14 protein-coding genes are annotated in these 15756 nt (G+C 71.5%); 12 read left to right on the top strand and 2 right to left on the bottom strand.

Annotated features, from left to right (window positions below):
* Positions 1-4 precede the first annotated feature (4 nt).
* The 12 genes from B7K23_RS13195 to B7K23_RS13140 all read left to right on the top strand — a co-directional run bounded on the left by B7K23_RS13195 (position 5) and on the right by B7K23_RS13140 (position 10243).
* Positions 5-766, top strand: coding sequence for a glycosyltransferase (locus B7K23_RS13195; protein ID WP_375730887.1), 762 nt, complete (start codon positions 5-7; stop codon positions 764-766).
* Positions 763-2130: a UDP-N-acetylmuramate--L-alanine ligase gene (gene murC, locus B7K23_RS13190; RefSeq protein ID WP_234996541.1), complete on the top strand. Its 1368-nt coding sequence runs from the start codon at positions 763-765 to the stop codon at positions 2128-2130. The genes B7K23_RS13195 and murC overlap by 4 nt, the downstream gene beginning before the upstream one ends.
* A gap of 109 nt (positions 2131-2239) precedes the next feature.
* Positions 2240-3199, top strand: coding sequence for a cell division protein FtsQ/DivIB (locus B7K23_RS13185; protein WP_143338294.1), 960 nt, complete (start codon positions 2240-2242; stop codon positions 3197-3199).
* A 144-nt stretch (positions 3200-3343) separates the two neighbouring features.
* A complete protein-coding gene (gene ftsZ, locus B7K23_RS13180) occupies positions 3344-4513 on the top strand; it encodes a cell division protein FtsZ (protein ID WP_084127074.1) in 1170 nt (389 codons plus the stop codon).
* A gap of 7 nt (positions 4514-4520) precedes the next feature.
* Positions 4521-5279: a polyphenol oxidase family protein gene (locus tag B7K23_RS13175; protein WP_200809844.1), complete on the top strand. Its 759-nt coding sequence runs from the start codon at positions 4521-4523 to the stop codon at positions 5277-5279.
* Between the two features lie 49 nt (positions 5280-5328).
* The gene (locus tag B7K23_RS13170) at positions 5329-5799 is read left to right on the top strand and encodes a cell division protein SepF (protein ID WP_084127073.1); all 471 of its coding nucleotides are present in this window, start codon (positions 5329-5331) and stop codon (positions 5797-5799) included.
* A 52-nt stretch (positions 5800-5851) separates the two neighbouring features.
* Entirely contained in the window at positions 5852-6142 is a 291-nt protein-coding gene (locus B7K23_RS13165; protein ID WP_200809843.1) for a YggT family protein, read from the top strand.
* A gap of 115 nt (positions 6143-6257) precedes the next feature.
* Positions 6258-7679, top strand: coding sequence for a DivIVA domain-containing protein (locus tag B7K23_RS15860; protein WP_084127071.1), 1422 nt, complete (start codon positions 6258-6260; stop codon positions 7677-7679).
* 184 nt (positions 7680-7863) lie between these two features.
* Positions 7864-8316: a TraR/DksA C4-type zinc finger protein gene (locus B7K23_RS13155; RefSeq protein WP_084127069.1), complete on the top strand. Its 453-nt coding sequence runs from the start codon at positions 7864-7866 to the stop codon at positions 8314-8316.
* Positions 8313-8831: a signal peptidase II gene (gene lspA, locus B7K23_RS13150; protein WP_234996540.1), complete on the top strand. Its 519-nt coding sequence runs from the start codon at positions 8313-8315 to the stop codon at positions 8829-8831. Before B7K23_RS13155 ends, lspA begins: the two co-directional genes overlap by 4 nt.
* Positions 8824-9741 (top strand): RluA family pseudouridine synthase, encoded by a 918-nt coding sequence (locus B7K23_RS13145; RefSeq protein ID WP_084127067.1) that lies wholly within the window; start codon positions 8824-8826, stop codon positions 9739-9741. Before lspA ends, B7K23_RS13145 begins: the two co-directional genes overlap by 8 nt.
* Before the next feature lies 1 nt (position 9742).
* Entirely contained in the window at positions 9743-10243 is a 501-nt protein-coding gene (locus B7K23_RS13140) for a GNAT family N-acetyltransferase (RefSeq protein ID WP_159451421.1), read from the top strand.
* A gap of 121 nt (positions 10244-10364) precedes the next feature.
* Here the strand turns inward: B7K23_RS13140 and B7K23_RS13135 are convergent, their stop codons facing one another.
* A complete protein-coding gene (locus tag B7K23_RS13135) occupies positions 10365-11300 on the bottom strand; it encodes an alpha/beta hydrolase (protein WP_084127063.1) in 936 nt (311 codons plus the stop codon).
* A 61-nt stretch (positions 11301-11361) separates the two neighbouring features.
* Entirely contained in the window at positions 11362-15699 is a 4338-nt protein-coding gene (gene hrpA, locus B7K23_RS13130) for an ATP-dependent RNA helicase HrpA (RefSeq protein ID WP_084127061.1), read from the bottom strand.
* Between the last annotated feature and the right edge of the window lie 57 nt (positions 15700-15756).

The following is a 15756-nucleotide window of genomic DNA, read 5'->3' as shown; positions in this document are numbered from 1 at the left end:
GAACATGATGCCTGGCCTCGCGAACAAGCTCGGCGCGCGCTGGGCCGCCGCGGTCGCGACGACGTTCCCCTCGACCCCGCTCAAGGGCGCGGTGGTGACCGGACTGCCGCTGCGCGCGCAGATCGGTGAGCTCGCCCCGATCCTGCTGGACGACGACGCCCGCAAGGAGGCGCAGGCCGCGGCGCGCAAGGCGCTCGGCTGGCCCGCGGACGCCTCGGTCCTCCTGGTCACCGGCGGCTCCTCGGGTGCTGCGAGCCTCAACGCTGCGACGGTCGGTGCCGCCGAGCGCCTCACCGCGCACGGCGTCCACGTCATCCACCTCACGGGGATCGGCAAGGCGGACGATGCGCTCCGCGTGAGGGGTGGCATGTCCGCCTCGCACCGCGAGATGTACAAGGTCGAGGAGTATGCGCACGACATGGCGGCGATGCTGTCGGCCGCCGACGCCGTCGTCGCGCGCTCGGGCGCGGGCATGGTGTGCGAGCTCACGGCCCTCGCGATCCCCGCGCTCTATGTGCCGCTGCCGCACGGCAACGGCGAGCAGGGCCTCAACGCCGGTCCCGCGGTCGACGCGGGCGCGGCGACCATGATCCGCGATGCTGACCTCACGCCCGCCTCGATCGAGATGGCGGCGGAGCAAATGCTGCTCGACAGGGACGCGCCGGCGCGCATGCGCGCCGCGGCAAGACGGGTGGGAATCGCCGACGGCTCGGCGAGGCTCGCCGACCTCGTCGAGGCGCAGCTGAAGGAGGACGCGCAGCAGTGACGGACAGGATCCACTTCATCGGCGTGGGCGGCTCAGGCATGTCCGCCGTCGCCCGCCTCACCGCGGCGACGGGCGTCGAGGTGTCGGGCACCGACGCGAAGGAGAGCGCCTACTTCCTCGCGCTCAAGGGCGCCGGCATGGACGTGCGGATCGGGCACGACGCCGCGCTCGTCGAGGGGGCGGCCGCCGTCGTGATCTCGACCGCGGTGCGCGAGACCAACGTCGAGCTCGCGCGAGCGCGTGAGCTCGGGATCCCGGTGGTGCACCGCTCCGAGGCCCTCGCCAACGCGCTCGCGGGGCAGCGCCTCGTGGGCGTCGCGGGCTCGCATGGCAAGACCACGACGTCCGCGCTCACCGCTCACGTGCTCCACGCCTGTGGGATCGACGCGAGCTACGCCGTGGGTGCGCGCGTGCTGGGCATCGAGGGCGCCGTCGCGGGCGGCTACGCGGGCTCGAGCGGCGTCGGGGTCGTCGAGGCGGACGAGTCCGACGGCTCGTTCCTTCGCTACCACCCCGAGGTCGCGATCATCCTCAACATCGAGCCGGACCACCTGGACCACCACGGCACGGTCGAGGCGCTGCACCAGGCATTCGAGGACTTCGCGCGCGAGGCGAGCCTGCTGGTCGCGTGCGTCGACGACCCTGTGGTGCGGGGCATCGCCGAGCGGCTGCGCTCCGAGGGCCGCGACGTCGTGGGCTACGGCGAGTCTCCCGACGCCGACGTGCGGGTCACCGCCGACGGGCTGGTGCGCGGAGCCGACACGTATGCGATCGCGCCCGCGCTGCCCGGCGCTCACCAGAGACTCAACGCGGCGGCAGCATGGGCCGCCGCCGTCCACCTGGGAGTGGACCCTGTCGAGGCCGCCGATGCGGTCGCGACGTTCGGAGGCACGGGCCGCAGGTTCGAGCTGCGCGGCGAGGCAGGCGGGGTGCGCGTGATCGACGACTACGCGCACCACCCGACCGAGGTCGCGGCGATGCTCGAGGGCGCGCGCGCCTCGGGGGCCGGACACCTCGTCGTGCTGTTCCAGCCGGCCCTGTTCACCCGCACCCAGCTGCACGCCGCGGCGTTCGGCCAGGCGCTGTCGGTCGCCGACGCCGACGTCGTGCTCACCGAGGTGCACGGTGACAGGGAGGACCCGATCCCCGGAGTCTCGTCGCAGCTCATCGCCGACGGCGCCACGATGCCAGAGGGGTCGACGCTCACGCTCGTACCGTCCCTCGTCGACGCGGCTGCGGAGGCGGCGCGTCTCGCGAAGCCGGGCGATCTCGTGCTCACGGTCGGTTCCGGTCCCGTGACCCAGGCCGCTGGATGGATCCTCGACGCCCTGCGGAAGGGCGAGGGCCGGGGCCCGGATGCCTGAGCGCCCGGCCGCGCCCTCGCGACCCGCCGCGAGGCGCCCGGCCGTGCCGCGCGGTACGGAGGCACCGCGCAGTACGGAAGCGGAGCGCCCGCGCACCGGGAGCGCACCCATGTCGGTGGCGCCGCAGGCGACGCGCCGTCAGGGCGCGGCGACCGGGACCATCGATCGCACCGAAGTCACGAGGTCCCGCGAGAGCGCGACGCCGGCCGCGAAGGCGACCGGTGAGCACGAGGTCGCCGATGGGGCCGCGCGAGCGGCCGGCGAGCAGCAGGCCGCCGACCCGAGCATCTGGGTCGCCAGGGCCTCCCAAACCTTCGACCGCGTGACCCTGCGCATGCAGGAACGCCTCGCGGAGCGCCGTGCCGTCGAACGGCGCGTGCTGTGGCGGCGGTGGGGCATCCGCGCGGCGATCGCGCTCGGCGTGGTCGCGGTCGTGTGGGCGGTGATGATGTCGCCGCTGCTGCGCTTCGACGCGTCGGCGGTGGAGGTCTCGGGCGCGGGCAGGTACGTGGACGGCGACGCCGTCGAGGCCGCCATCGCGGCGCAGGACGGCGACTCGCTGCTCCTCGTGGACACGGGCGCGCTCGTGGAGAGCCTCGAGGAGATCCGGGGAGTCGCCTCGGCGAGCGTCGTGAGGCTGTGGCCGACCACGCTCCGGGTCGAGATCGAATCTCGCGTCCCGGTCGCCGCGGTTCCGCGGGACGGCGGCGGCTACGTCATCGTGGATGACGAGGCGCAGACCGTGTCGACGGTCAAGAACGCCCCCAAGAGGCTGCCGATCGTGACCGTGCCGCTCGGGGAGGGGAGCGACCGGGTGCTCCAGGCGGTGCTCGGCGTGATCGACGAGCTCCCCGTCGACCTGCGATCTCAGGTCGAGAGCATCGAGGCGGAGACCGAGGACTCGGTGAGCTTCACCCTGCGCGACGGGCCGCGCGTGGAGTGGGGGAGCGTTGAGGACTCTGCCACGAAGGCTCAGGTGCTGTCGGTGCTGCTCGACTCGGACAAGGCCTCCTCGGCGGAGGTGATCGACGTCTCCGCGCCGAGCCTGCCGATCACTCGCGACGAGTGACGGTCGACTCTCTCACTTCGGATTGTCGCGACACTTGCGCGTGTCCTGCGGAGCCGAGCCGACGGCGCGACGTACCTTCGTCGTGGATCAACTTGACATAACTATAACCCTCAAGTTGAAGGTTAACGTTTAGGGGAGGCACCCATGGCCGCACCGCAGAATTACATCACCAACATCAAGGTCGTCGGCGTCGGCGGCGGCGGCGTCAATGCCGTCAACCGCATGATCGACGTCGGCCTCAAGGGCGCCGAGTTCATCGCGATCAACACTGATGCGCAGGCGCTGCTCATGTCCGACGCGGACGTGAAGCTCGACATCGGTCGCGAGCTCACGCGCGGCCTCGGCGCCGGCGCCGACCCCGAGGTCGGCCGCCAGGCCGCCGACGACCACGAGGATGAGATCACCGAGGCGCTCAAGGGCGCCGACATGGTGTTCGTGACCGCGGGAGAGGGCGGCGGCACCGGCACCGGCGGAGCCCCCGTCGTCGCCAAGATCGCGCGCGGCCTCGGCGCGCTCACCGTCGGCGTCGTGACCCGCCCCTTCGGCTTCGAGGGCCGCCGCCGCGCGGACCAGGCGGACGCCGGCATCCAGCGCCTGCGCGAGGAGGTCGACACCCTCATCGTCATCCCGAACGACCGCCTGCTCGACATCTCGGATGCGCAGCTGAGCGTGCTCGGCGCCTTCGCGGCGGCCGACCAGGTCCTCCAGGGCGGCGTGCAGGGCATCACCGACCTGATCACGACCCCCGGCCTCATCAACGTGGACTTCAACGACGTGAAGTCCGTGATGCAGGGCGCGGGCACGGCTCTCATGGGTGTCGCGTCCGCCCGCGGCGAGAGCCGCGCGCTCGAGGCGGCCGAGGGCGCGATCTCATCGCCCCTCCTCGAGGCCTCGATCGAGGGCGCGCACGGCGTGCTGCTGTCGATCTCGGGCGGCTCGAACCTCGGGATCAAGGAGGTCGAGGCTGCGGCGCGCCTGGTGCGCGAGGCGGCCCACGCGGAGGCCAACATCATCTTCGGCACCGTCATCGACGACTCGCTTGGCGACGAGCTGCGGATCACGGTCATCGCGGCGGGCTTCGACGGCGGTGCGCCGACGTACCGCCAGCACGACACGGCGGTCGGCGGCGTGGAGACCAAGCCCGCGGCCGCCGCGGTGCCCGCAGAGCCCGTGTCCGCGCCGATCGAGCAGTCAGCGATCCCGACCGCGATCGACGCAGACGCCGAGCCCGAGCCGATGACGGACGCGATCGAGGTCAAGCCGAAGGTGGCCGCCGCGGCGGACGAGCTCGACGTTCCCGACTTCCTGCGGTAGCCGCCGCGTGCTCGATGCCGGGCTGCCCGTCAGAGCCTTCTTCACCGACAGGCGAGGAGGGCACTCGGCGGCTCCCTACGACACTCTCAACGTCGCGCTTCACGTCGACGACGACCCGGACGCGGTCGCGCACAACCGAGTCGTGGTGTCGGAGGCCGCCGGCGCGCTCGTGACGTTCCTGGAGGCGGATCATGGCATCACGGTCGCGAGGATCGACGAGCCCACCCCGAGACCGCCCAAGGCGGATGTGCTGCTCACGACGACGCCGGGGATCGCGCTCGCCGCGATCGCCGCGGACTGCGTGCCGCTGCTCCTGAACGACCCGCAGACAGGCGCCGTCGCCGCGGTGCACTCGGGCCGGGAGGGGCTCTATCGCGGCGTCGTCGATTCCGCGATAGCGGCCATGCTCGACCTGCGCCCGAGCGGTGCCGGTGCGGCCGGGATCCGTGCCGCGATCGGGCCCGCCATCTGTGGCGCGTGCTACGAGGTCCCCGAGAACCTGCGCGCCCGCGTGGGAAGGCGGCATCCGGTCGCCGTGGCCTCGACGTCGTGGGGCACCCCCTCGCTCGACATCCCGCGGGCGATCGAGACGCGGCTCACCGAGCTGGGGGTGGGCCCCGTGCTGCGCCACCGGCACTGCACGTTCGAGGACACGCGGTGGTTCTCGCACCGCAGGGACGCGCGCACGGGCCGCCACGCTGGAGTCATCGTGTGCGAGGGCCCTGTCGGCGTGTCGGTCCCGGCACCCGAGGACGCCGCGACCTAACGTGGTCCCAGATGGCTCAGGACATCCATCAGGGGAGAGGAGCACGCCGATGAGCGCGGTGCGCAAGGTTGTTCAGTACCTCGGCTTCGATGTGAGCGAGCACGAGGACTACGACTACTCCGAGGAGGAGCTCGCCCCTGTGACGAACCTTCACGAGGTGTCGGAGGCGCGCAAGAGCGCGCCCGCCACGGGTTCGGTGCGCGCGGCGCACCGCGAGCCGTCGGCGCCGCAGTCGAAGAGCCTGCGACGCATCCAGACGATCAACCCGCGCTCGTACAACGACGCGCGCCTGATCGGCGAGGCGTTCCGCTCTGGAGTCCCGGTCATCATGAACCTCACCGAGATGTCCGACGCGGACGCGAAGCGCCTCGTGGACTTCTCCGCGGGCCTCTCGTTCGGCCTGCACGGCTCGATCGAGCGCGTGACGACGTCGGTCTTCCTGCTCTCTCCGGCGCATGTCGAGATCGGCATGGACAACGAGCAGCAGCAGGACCAGCAGACGTTCTACAACCAGTCCTGAGGCCCGCGTCATCGCTGCGGGAACCCTGCGGTTCGTCGGTTAGGCTCGTCGCGTGACAATCATCTTCGGTCTGCTCCAGTTCGTCGTCTTCCTGTTCTTGATGTTCCTTCTGGGACGCGTGGTGCTGAGCTGGGTGTCGGTGCTCGCCCGGGACTGGCGACCCACCGGAGTCGCCGCGGTCATCGTCGAATCGGTGTACAGCGTGACCGACCCGCCCATCAAGCTCCTGCGGTCGCTCATCCCGCCGATCACGATCGGGCAGATCCGTCTGGACCTGGCCGTGATCATCCTGTTCTTCGTGTGCTACTTCCTCATGTTGGCGCTCTCGTTCCTGAGCACATAACCCCGACCGACCTGGGAAGTCTCGAGAACCGGCTCAAGTGCAAGCCGATAGATGAATGAGTAGAGTGACGGAAACGACGCGTTCGTTTTGTCCGAACGTAGCGAAGGGGTGACCCATGGCTTTGCTGACAGCAGAGGACGTGCTGAACAAGGCATTCTCCAAGACGAAGTACCGCGAGGGCTTCGACCAGGACGAGGTCGACGACTTCCTCGACGAGGTGGCGCACACGATCTCCGTGCTCGCCGCCGAGCGGGACGATCTTCAGCAGCGCCTGGCCGCGGCGCAGTCCGGCGCGGCACCCGCGCCTGAGGCGGCGCCCGCCGAGCCTGAGTCGCTGCTCGCCGCCGCGACCGACCCGTCGCAGGCCGGCGGACCCGAGATGGTCGCGATGGCCCAGAAGCTGCAGGACGAGTACGTCCGTGCCGGCGAGGAGGAGCGCGACCGCATCGTCGAGGAGGCGCGTGCGAAGGCCGACGAGCTGCTCCGCCAGGCCGACACGGACTCGGCGGCGCGCATGGACCAGCTGGCGCAGGAGCGCTCGGCGGTCGAGAGCAAGATCGACGACCTGCGCCGCTTCGAGCGTGACTACCGCGCCCGTCTCAAGACGTACCTCGAGAACCTTCTCGGCGACCTCGACCACGGCACCGCCCCCACGGGCGTCGCCGCATCCGGTCCGGCCGCCGCGCCCGCCGCGAACGTGGCCGGGCTCGAGGCGGCCGTCGCTGCCGCAGCGCTTGAGGAGGCCGCGGTCGGAGTCGGCGAGGACACGATCCCCGCGGACGACGAGACCGAGGCCGAGCCGGCGATGGATGCAGAGGCCGAGGCCGAGCCCGAGACCTTCGCCGACGAGGTGACGGAGGAGCCCGCTGCCGAGGAGGCTCCCGTCGAGGAGTACGCCCCCGCCGCGGAGGAGCCCGAGGCCGCACCGTCTCCCTTCGGAGGCTTCGCACCGTACGGCCAGTCGGTCCAGGAGGCCTCCGCCGAGGAGGCTCCCGTCGCCGAGTTCGCTCCTGCTGCTGCTGAGCCGGAGGAGGAGCCCGTCGCGGAGGAGTCTGCGGCGCCGGCCTGGTCCGCAGCGATGCCGACGTTCAGCGCGGAGCAGCCCGACGACGAGCCCGCAGCTCCCGCCGAGGCCGAGCAGCCTGAGCCCTACCAGCCGCGCATGTTCGCGACGCCGGAGGCATCCGCGCCCTCGCCCGAGGCCCCTGCCGCCCCGGCGCGCGCGTCGCTGTTCGGCGCCCCTGCCGCCGAGCCGGAGGTGGCGCCCTACACGCCGCAGTCCTTCGCCGCGCCGCAGCAGGAGAGCCCTGCCGCACCTGAGCCCGCGTACTCCGAGCCGCCGCGCTACGAGGCGCCCACGCAGACGACCCCGATGTGGGCTCCCACCACGTCGTCCATCCCGCAGGCCGCCTCGACTGAGCCGGCCGAGCCTGCGGCGGCCGACACGGAGGCGGAGGAGGCCGCGGCTCCCAAGCCCGACATCTACGACATCCGGTCGATCTTCGGCGACGTGACGCCGCGGAACGAGAACGGCTGATCTCAGCAAGCGACAGGAGGGCCGGGCGGCGACGCCCGGCCCTCTTCGCTTCTGCGCGGTGCGTCGGGCCCGGCAGACGTCCGATTGTGGAAGTATGTACGCCGACGGCTGACAAGGCGCGTCACGCTTTGCCTGCGACGCGAATGAGGTCTACGCTCGCGTCACTACCGAGAAGAGGTGTGTCATGACCAGCACGGACGTGACGATCATCGAGATCGACCCGGACGACATCAAGGCGGCGTCAGTGAAGACGTTGCCGGTGCGTGAGGGTGACGAGGCTTGGAAGGTCGGCGAGCTCAGGGACATCGTGACGCTGCTCAACTCCGACGTCGCTCGGCTGCTCGAGGAGTTCCGCGACACGGAGCTCGAGCTCGACGATCTGCTGCACACCTCGGAGGGCGCGGGAGACGACCAGGCCGACGCCGGTTCGACCGCGCTCGAGCGCGAGCAGGAGATGTCGATCGTCAACAACACGCGTGACATGCTCGAGCAGAGCGTCGACGCGTTGCGTCGCATCAAGGCGGGCACCTTCGGCGCGTGCCAGGTGTGCGGCAACGGCATCGGCAAGGCGCGCCTGCAGGCGTTCCCCCGGGCGACCCACTGCGTCACCTGCAAGCAGCGCGAGGAGCGTCGTTGAGCTGGCGGCCAGCCTTCTGGCTGGCCGCGATCCTCACGGTGGCGGTCGACCAGGCCACCAAGCAGTGGGCGCTGTCGGCCCTCACGCCGGGCACGGAGCATCAGCTCCTCGGTGACCTGCTGTCGCTGCAGCTGGTGTTCAACTCGGGAGCGGCCTTCTCCTTCGGCAACTCGAGCACCCTGATCCTGACGGTCGTCGCCGTCGTGCTGACCGTCGGCATCCTCTGGTACGGCCGACGGGCGTCTGCGACGTGGTCCGCCGTGCTGCTCGGCATGGGCCTGGGCGGCGCGATCGGCAACCTTATCGACCGGCTCTTCCGCGAGCCGTCGTTTGGGGAGGGCCACGTGGTCGACATGATCAAGTACGGCGACCTCTTCATCGGCAACGTCGCGGACATCGCGATCGTGGGAGCCGCGATCTGGGCGGTCATCGCCGGGCTGTTCGGGCATCGTCTCCTCGAGCACGAGGCGGCGACCGAGGCCGAGGCCACGGAGAGCACGGCCGACGGTGTCTGAGACCCGCTACCTCCCCGTCCCCGACGCCGTCGTGGGCGAGAGGGCCGATGCCGCGCTGTCCCGGATGCTGGGGCTGTCGCGCACGAAGGCCGCTGAGATCCTCGAGTCGGGCTCCGCGATGCTCGACGGGCGGATCCTCGGCAAGTCGGATCGTCTGTCGGATGGGGTCCTCGCGGTCGAGATCCCGGACGATCGCGAGCCCGCTCCTGAGCCTGAGATCCCCGGTGGACTCATGATCGTGTACGAGGACCAGGACCTCGTCGTCGTGGACAAGCCCGTCGGCGTCGCCGCTCACCCGTCACCAGGCTGGACAGGACCCACGGTCGTCGGTGGACTCGCCTCGGCGGCGGTGACGCTCGCCGATGCCGGTCCTCCCGAGCGCAAGGGCATCGTCCACCGCCTCGACGTGGGCACCTCGGGACTCATGGTGGTCGCGAAGTCCGTGCCCGCCTACAGCGCGCTCAAGGCCGCGTTCAAGGAGCGCACGGTCGAGAAGATCTACCACGCGATCGCGCAGGGCCATATGGACCCCACCGAGGGGACCATCGACGCGCCCATCGGGCGCCACCCCAGCTCGGACTGGAAGTTCGCGGTCGTCGAGGGCGGCAAGCCTTCGGTCACCCACTACGAGGTCCTCGAGATGTTCCCCGCTGCGTCGCTGCTGGAGATCCACCTCGAGACCGGCCGCACGCATCAGATCCGCGTGCACATGCAGGCGATGCGCCACCCGCTCGTCGGGGATCTCACGTACGGCGCCGACCCGATGCTCGCGAAGCGGCTGAACCTCGGACGGCAGTGGCTGCATGCGCATGAGCTCGCATTCGAGCACCCGACGCGCGGCGGCGAGGTGCGGGTCGTCTCGCAGTATCCCGAGGACCTCGCGTCCGCGCTCGAGAAGCTGCGGGCCTGACATGCGCGTCGTCTCCGTGACCACGGCGGCGCAGCTGGACCAGGCGATCGCGCTGAGGATCCAGGTGTTCGTCACCGAGCAGGGCTTCGACCTCGAGGGTGAGCGCGACGCCGTCGACGACGATCCGCGTACCCTTCACGCGCTGTGCCTCGCCGACGATGGCACCGTGCTGGGCACCGCGCGGCTGGTCGCGCCTGGCTCCGACGCGGGGCACGGGGTCGACGGCGGCATCGGCGGGATGGACGCCACCGTGCCGCACATCGGGCGTGTGGTGGTCGCGGCCGCGGGCCGCGGCACGGGGGCTGGGCGTGCGCTCATGGACTACCTCGAGCGCGAGGCGGTCGCGCGCTTCGGCGCCGACGGCGAGGTGCGGGTCGAGGTCAGCGCGCAGCGCCAGGCGATGCCGTTCTACCACCGGCTCGGCTATACGGCGTTCGGCGACGCCTACCTGGACGAGCACGTGTGGCACCAGGACGCGTACCGCATCGTCCGCGCGGACTGAACAACCCAACGCTCCGCACGGATTCGCGGGCGGCACGCCAGCGTGTCGCCCGGCACAGTCGGCGTGTCGTCGGGGTGTCGGACGCAGATCCGTGCGGAGTGCATGCGGCGGGACTCACGCGTCAGGATGCGAGCGAGTCCAGGAAGGCCACGGTCGCGTCCGAGATCTGCTCGCGAGCCTCGTCATCGGAGATGGTCGCCGTGCCGTCGCCCGGCTGGAGGCCGTAGGCGCCGAACTGGGCGTGGCTGCCTCCCTCGATCACGGTGAAGGTCGTGTCGGCAGGCAGGTCCTCGGCCGAGGCCTCGATCTTGTCGGGGGTCGCAAGGCCGTCCTCCGAGCCCGAGATCGACAGCACCGTACCCGCGAAGCCGCTCATGTCGTCGGCAGGGTAGGACGCGAAGAACAGCAGCCCTGCGGGCGCTTCGGCGGCGCTCTCGGCCTCGAGCGCAGCCACCGTGCCTCCGAGCGAGTGCCCGCCCACGGCCCACTCCAACGAGGGATCGATCGCCGTCGCGGCCGCGTAGCCGTCGAGGGCGAGGAAGCCGATCCCGAGCGGCTGCTTGACGATGACCACGGTGTGGCCGGCCTCCGCGAGCGGCCGCAGCACGGCGGCGTAGGCGCGCGGATCGACGCGCGCGCCGGGCTGGAACGCGAGGGCCACGGTGCTCGCCTCGCCGGTCGGCTGCAGGACGATCTGCGTGCTCGTCTCGGTGACCGCTACCGCCTCGTCGGACTCCATCGCGGCGAGCGCGGGCTCCGTCGCGGAGAACGGCTTGAGCCACGCCATCGCGGCGATCCATGCCACCCCCGCGACTGCGGCGCACACGCGGAGGACGATCTGCCATGTGCGGGCCCCGCCCCAGCCACGCCACGTCGCGACTCCGACGAGCGCGGCGCCGAGCACCGTGACGAGGAGCAGCGCGGGATACAGCGGATGCCCGTGGGAGACGCCTCCCCATGCGGTGAGCGCCACCCATGCCACCACGAGGAGCGCGGCGAGGGCGAGCCCTCGCTCGGTCCACACGAGCCAGACGGGCGCTTTCCTGCGGTCGCTCACGGTTCTCCTCCTGGCGGGGCCCGATGGCGCGACGTGCGGTGCCGGGCTGATGACTCCGACGCTAGCGGATCTCGGCGAGCGCCTTGCGGATGCGCTTGTCCGACACGGGTCCGTCTGTGCCGAGCGTCTGGGCGAACAGCGAGACGCGGTACTCCTCGATCATCCAGCGGACGTCCTCGAGCGCCGCCGCGCGCGTCGGATCGGGCCGTCCGGCGAGCACTGCGCCGCGCACGGCCTCGTACTCGTCGGCGACCTCTCGCACCTTCCACGCGAGCTCGGTGTCCCTGGACGATGCGGTGGCCGCCTTCTCGAGCCGCACCTTGGCGGCCTTGAGGTAGCGGGCGAGGTGCCTGAGCCGCGCGGGAGGCGTCGCGGAGATGAAGCCGTCGCCCACGAGGTCGGCGGACCGCGCGCGCAGCTCCGACAGCACGTTCAGCAGCGCCAGCGACGTCGAGGCCCGCACGGCCGAGTCGAGCTCGCGGGCGGCCTCGAGCGCGGGCAGGACGCGTGTGACGATCGTCTGAACCTCGTCCTCGAGCCGTTCGCGCAGCACGGTGCGCGCGTGGTCGTAGGCTGCCGCGGATCGGATCGCTCCCGCGTCGAGCCCGGTGTCGGAGCCTGGCGTGGTGAGGGCGGTGACCGCCGCGAGCTGAAGGTCGTCGACGAGCGCCTCGGTGTTCCGGTACGAAGCCGAGGCGAGAAGCAGCGACTCCTTCGAGCTCCAGCGCGACGTGACGCGTCCCGTCGCGAGGGCGAGGTCGGCCACGAGCAGGCGCCTGACCCCGGCCGGGTGGGCCGCGTCGCGCGAGACGGCGTCGGGCATGACCCGCAGCGAGGCCTTGCGACCCTTCTCGGCGACAATCCCCGGGTAGCCGCGCACTGCCACGCCGCCGACGACGCCCTCGACGTGCTCGGGGAGTGTCCCGCCGGGGAGCGAGGGCCACGAGGTGAGCCCTTCCTGCTCGGGCAGCGTCGTCGGGACGACCGGCGCGACGTTCGCGGGGGAGGGCGTCGCTCCCTTCGCGCCGCCGCGCTGCCGGGACGACGGGCGCGCCGTCGCGACGGCGCGCTTCACGGCGGCCTCCGTGCGGGGCGCGAGCTCGCGCTGCAGCGCGATCAGGCTCGTGGAGGAGGACACCGCCTTGCGGCCGTCGACCGCCTCGAAGGTCACGCGCAGGTGCGAGGGCAGCCGCGCGTCGACCTCGGTCCATGCGTCCTCGGGGATGGCGGCGTCCTTGACGGCCGCGATCGCGCGCGTGAACGTGGAGCGGTACGACTCGGCTATGTCCCCGGCGCGAGCCATGTCCGCCCAGGCGGGCGTCTCGCGGACAAGCCACGCGACGACCGCGCGCGCGGTGTCGGGTGCTGGAACGAGGCCGCGCCGCACGGGCTTGGGGAGCGCTCGGATCGTCTCGGTGGTGAGCTCCTCGAGCAGGCCCGGCACGAGCCAGTCGAAGCCGTCGGGCACCACGCGGGGGAGCAGCGCGAGCGGGATGCGGACGGTCAGCCCGTCGTGCAGCGCCCCGGGCTCGAACGCGTACTGCAGCGGCAGCGTGAGCTCGCCCTGAGGCCACGCATCGGGGAAGGCCTCGGGGTCGACGTCCGCCTCGGGCGGCAGCAGGTCGTCGCGGCGCAGCGTGAGCAGATCGGGCGTGGTCCGCGAAGCGCCCTTCCACCAGCGATCGAAATGGCGCGCGGAGACGACGGAGTCGGGAATCCGTTCGTCGTAGAAGTCGAACAGCGTCTCCTCGTCGGCGATGAGGCCGCGCGTGCGCGAGCGGGCCTCGACCTCCTCGAGCTCGGCGAGCAGCCGCTGGTTGTCCTTCCAGAATCTGTGGTGCGTGGTCCACTCGCCCTGCACGAGCGCGTGGCGGACGAACATCTCGCGCGCCTCTGCGGGTCGTACTCGTCCCCACAGGATCGTGCGGTCGGACACGATCGGGACACCGTAGAGCAGCACCTTCTCGTGGGCCATCGCGGCCCCCTGCTTCGTCGACCAGTGCGGGTCCGAGTACGTCTTCTTGGCGAGGTCGCCCGCGAGCTCCTCGGCCCACTCGGGCTTGATCGAGGAGACGTCGCGCGCCCACATGCGGCTCGTCTCGACGATCTCGCCGGCCATGACGAACTCCGGAGGCTTCTTGGACAGCGCGGATCCGGGGTTGATCGCGAAGCGCACGCCGCGCGAGCCGAGGTACTCGTTCGAGGCGCGCTTGCGGGCCTTGCGGATCGCGGCCTGGCGCTTGTCGCCGGTGAGGTGAGCGAAGTCGGAGGCCTTGACGTCGAGGGTCTCCTGCATGCCGATCTGGGACAGCAGCCCGGACAGGACCGAGCGGTGGATGGCCTCCTCGTTCCACACGTGCCGCAGCGCACCGGTGGCCCTCTCATCGCCCTCGGGGGTGACCCTCTTCGGCCTCCCCGACTGCATCTGGATGCCGAGCGGCTTCGCGGCCTCGCGGATCTGCTGGACCACGTCCTGCCACTCGCGGATCCGCAGATAGTGCAGGTGCTCGGCCTTGACGAGGCGGCGGAACGCGGAGCCGGACAGCTCGCGGCGGCGCTCGCGGAGGTACTCCCACAGGTTGAGGTAGGACAGCAGATCCGACGACGGGTCGGCGAAGCGGCGATGCAGGAGGTCCGCGGCCTCCCGGATCTCCGCGGGGCGCTCGCGCGGATCCTGGATGGACATGGCCGCGGCGATCACGGCGACCTCGTGCGCGACGCCGTGCTTGGCGGCCTCGACGATCATGCGGGCCTGGCGCGGGTCCATGGGCAGGCGCGCGAGTGCACGGCCCGTCTCGGTCAGCCGGGTCTGACCGTCGCGCTGCGAGATCGCGCCGAGCTCGGCGAGCAGGTTCATGCCGTCGCGGATGGCGCGGGTGTCCGGCGGCTCGACGAACGGGAAGGACGCCATGTCCTCGGGCGAGGCGACCACGCCGACGGAGATCATCTGGAGCAGCACCGACGCGAGCGACGTGCGCAGGATCTCGGGCTCGGTGAACCGAGGCCGGCCCTCGAAGTCCTCCTGGGAGTACAGGCGGATCGCGATGCCGTCGGCGAGGCGTCCCGCGCGACCGGAGCGCTGGTTCGCGCTCGCCTGCGAGATCGGCTCGATCGGCAGGCGCTGCACCTTGGTGGCCTTCGAGTAGCGCGAGATGCGCGCGGTGCCGGGGTCCACGACGTAGTGGATGCCGGGGACGGTCAGCGACGTCTCTGCGACGTTCGTCGACAGGACGATGCGGCGCGCGGAGTGGCGCTCGAACACGCGGTGCTGCTCGGCGGCGCTGAGCCGGCTGTAGAGCGGGAGGACCTCGATCCGGCGGGGGTGCCGGGGATTGCGCACGCGGTCGCCGTAGTGGCCCTCGAGCGCGTCGGCGGCGTCGCGGATCTCCCGCTCGCCCGAGAGGAACACGAGGATGTCGCCGTCGCCCCACGTCATGAGCTCGTCGCACGCCTCGACGATGCCGGTGACCAGGTCCCTCTCGGCGCCACGGGTCTCGCCCTCGAGCGGGCGGTACAGGATCTCGACCGGGTAGGTGCGGCCCGTGACCTCGACGATCGGGGCGACGGGCGCATCGTCCATGTCCCTGGGAAGGGACGATGCGGTGGTTCCGGACGATGCCAGGGCGGCGGTCGCATCGTCCGTATCCTCGGGTGCCACGTAGGGGAGCGGGCCCCCCGGAGCGAAGTGCCTCGCGAATCGCTGCGAGTCGATCGTCGCCGACGTGATGATGACCTTCAAGTCAGGGCGGCGGGGGAGCAGGTTGGTGAGGTAGCCGAGGAGGAAGTCGATGTTGAGGCTGCGCTCGTGGGCCTCGTCGATGATGAGGGTGTCGTAGGCGCGTAGCTCGGGGTCGCGCTGGATCTGCGCGAGCAGGACGCCGTCGGTCATCACGCGCACGAGGGTCTCGGGCGAGGACTCGTCGGTGAATCGCACCTGGTAGCCGACAATGCCGCCGAGAGGAGTGCCGATCTCCTCGGCGATGCGCTCCGCGACCGAGCGGGCAGCGATGCGGCGCGGCTGGGTGTGGCCGATCTGGCCGGCACGGCCGCGACCGAGCTCGAGGCAGATCTTGGGAAGCTGGGTCGTCTTGCCCGAGCCGGTCTCGCCCGCGACGATCACGACCTGGTGGTCCCGGATGGCAGCCGCGATGTCCTCACGCCTGGCGCTGACCGGCAGCTCCTCGGGATAGGAGATCGAGGGCAGCTCGACTGCGGCGCGCTTCTCCGCGGCGGCCGCGAGAGCGGCATGGCTCACGCGCGGCTGACGCGGCGTGCCCCGACCCGCCCCCTGACCGCGGCGACGACCGTGACCGCGGCGACCGGAGCGTCCCTGCGCCTGGTTCCCGTCGCGGTCGAGGCGACGGACCGGCGCGTTCTCGGGCGGCGTGTCGGCGGTCATGCCCACCATTGTCCCAAGGTGTCAGGGGTGATCCGTCCGCGAGGTCGGTGGGCCGCG

The sequence above is a fragment of the Demequina sp. NBRC 110054 genome (genome assembly GCF_002090115.1).
Lineage (GTDB): Bacteria > Actinomycetota > Actinomycetes > Actinomycetales > Demequinaceae > Demequina.
The sequence above is the reverse complement of the archived record's forward strand: the minus strand, read 5'-3'. Positions and strand labels throughout refer to the sequence as shown.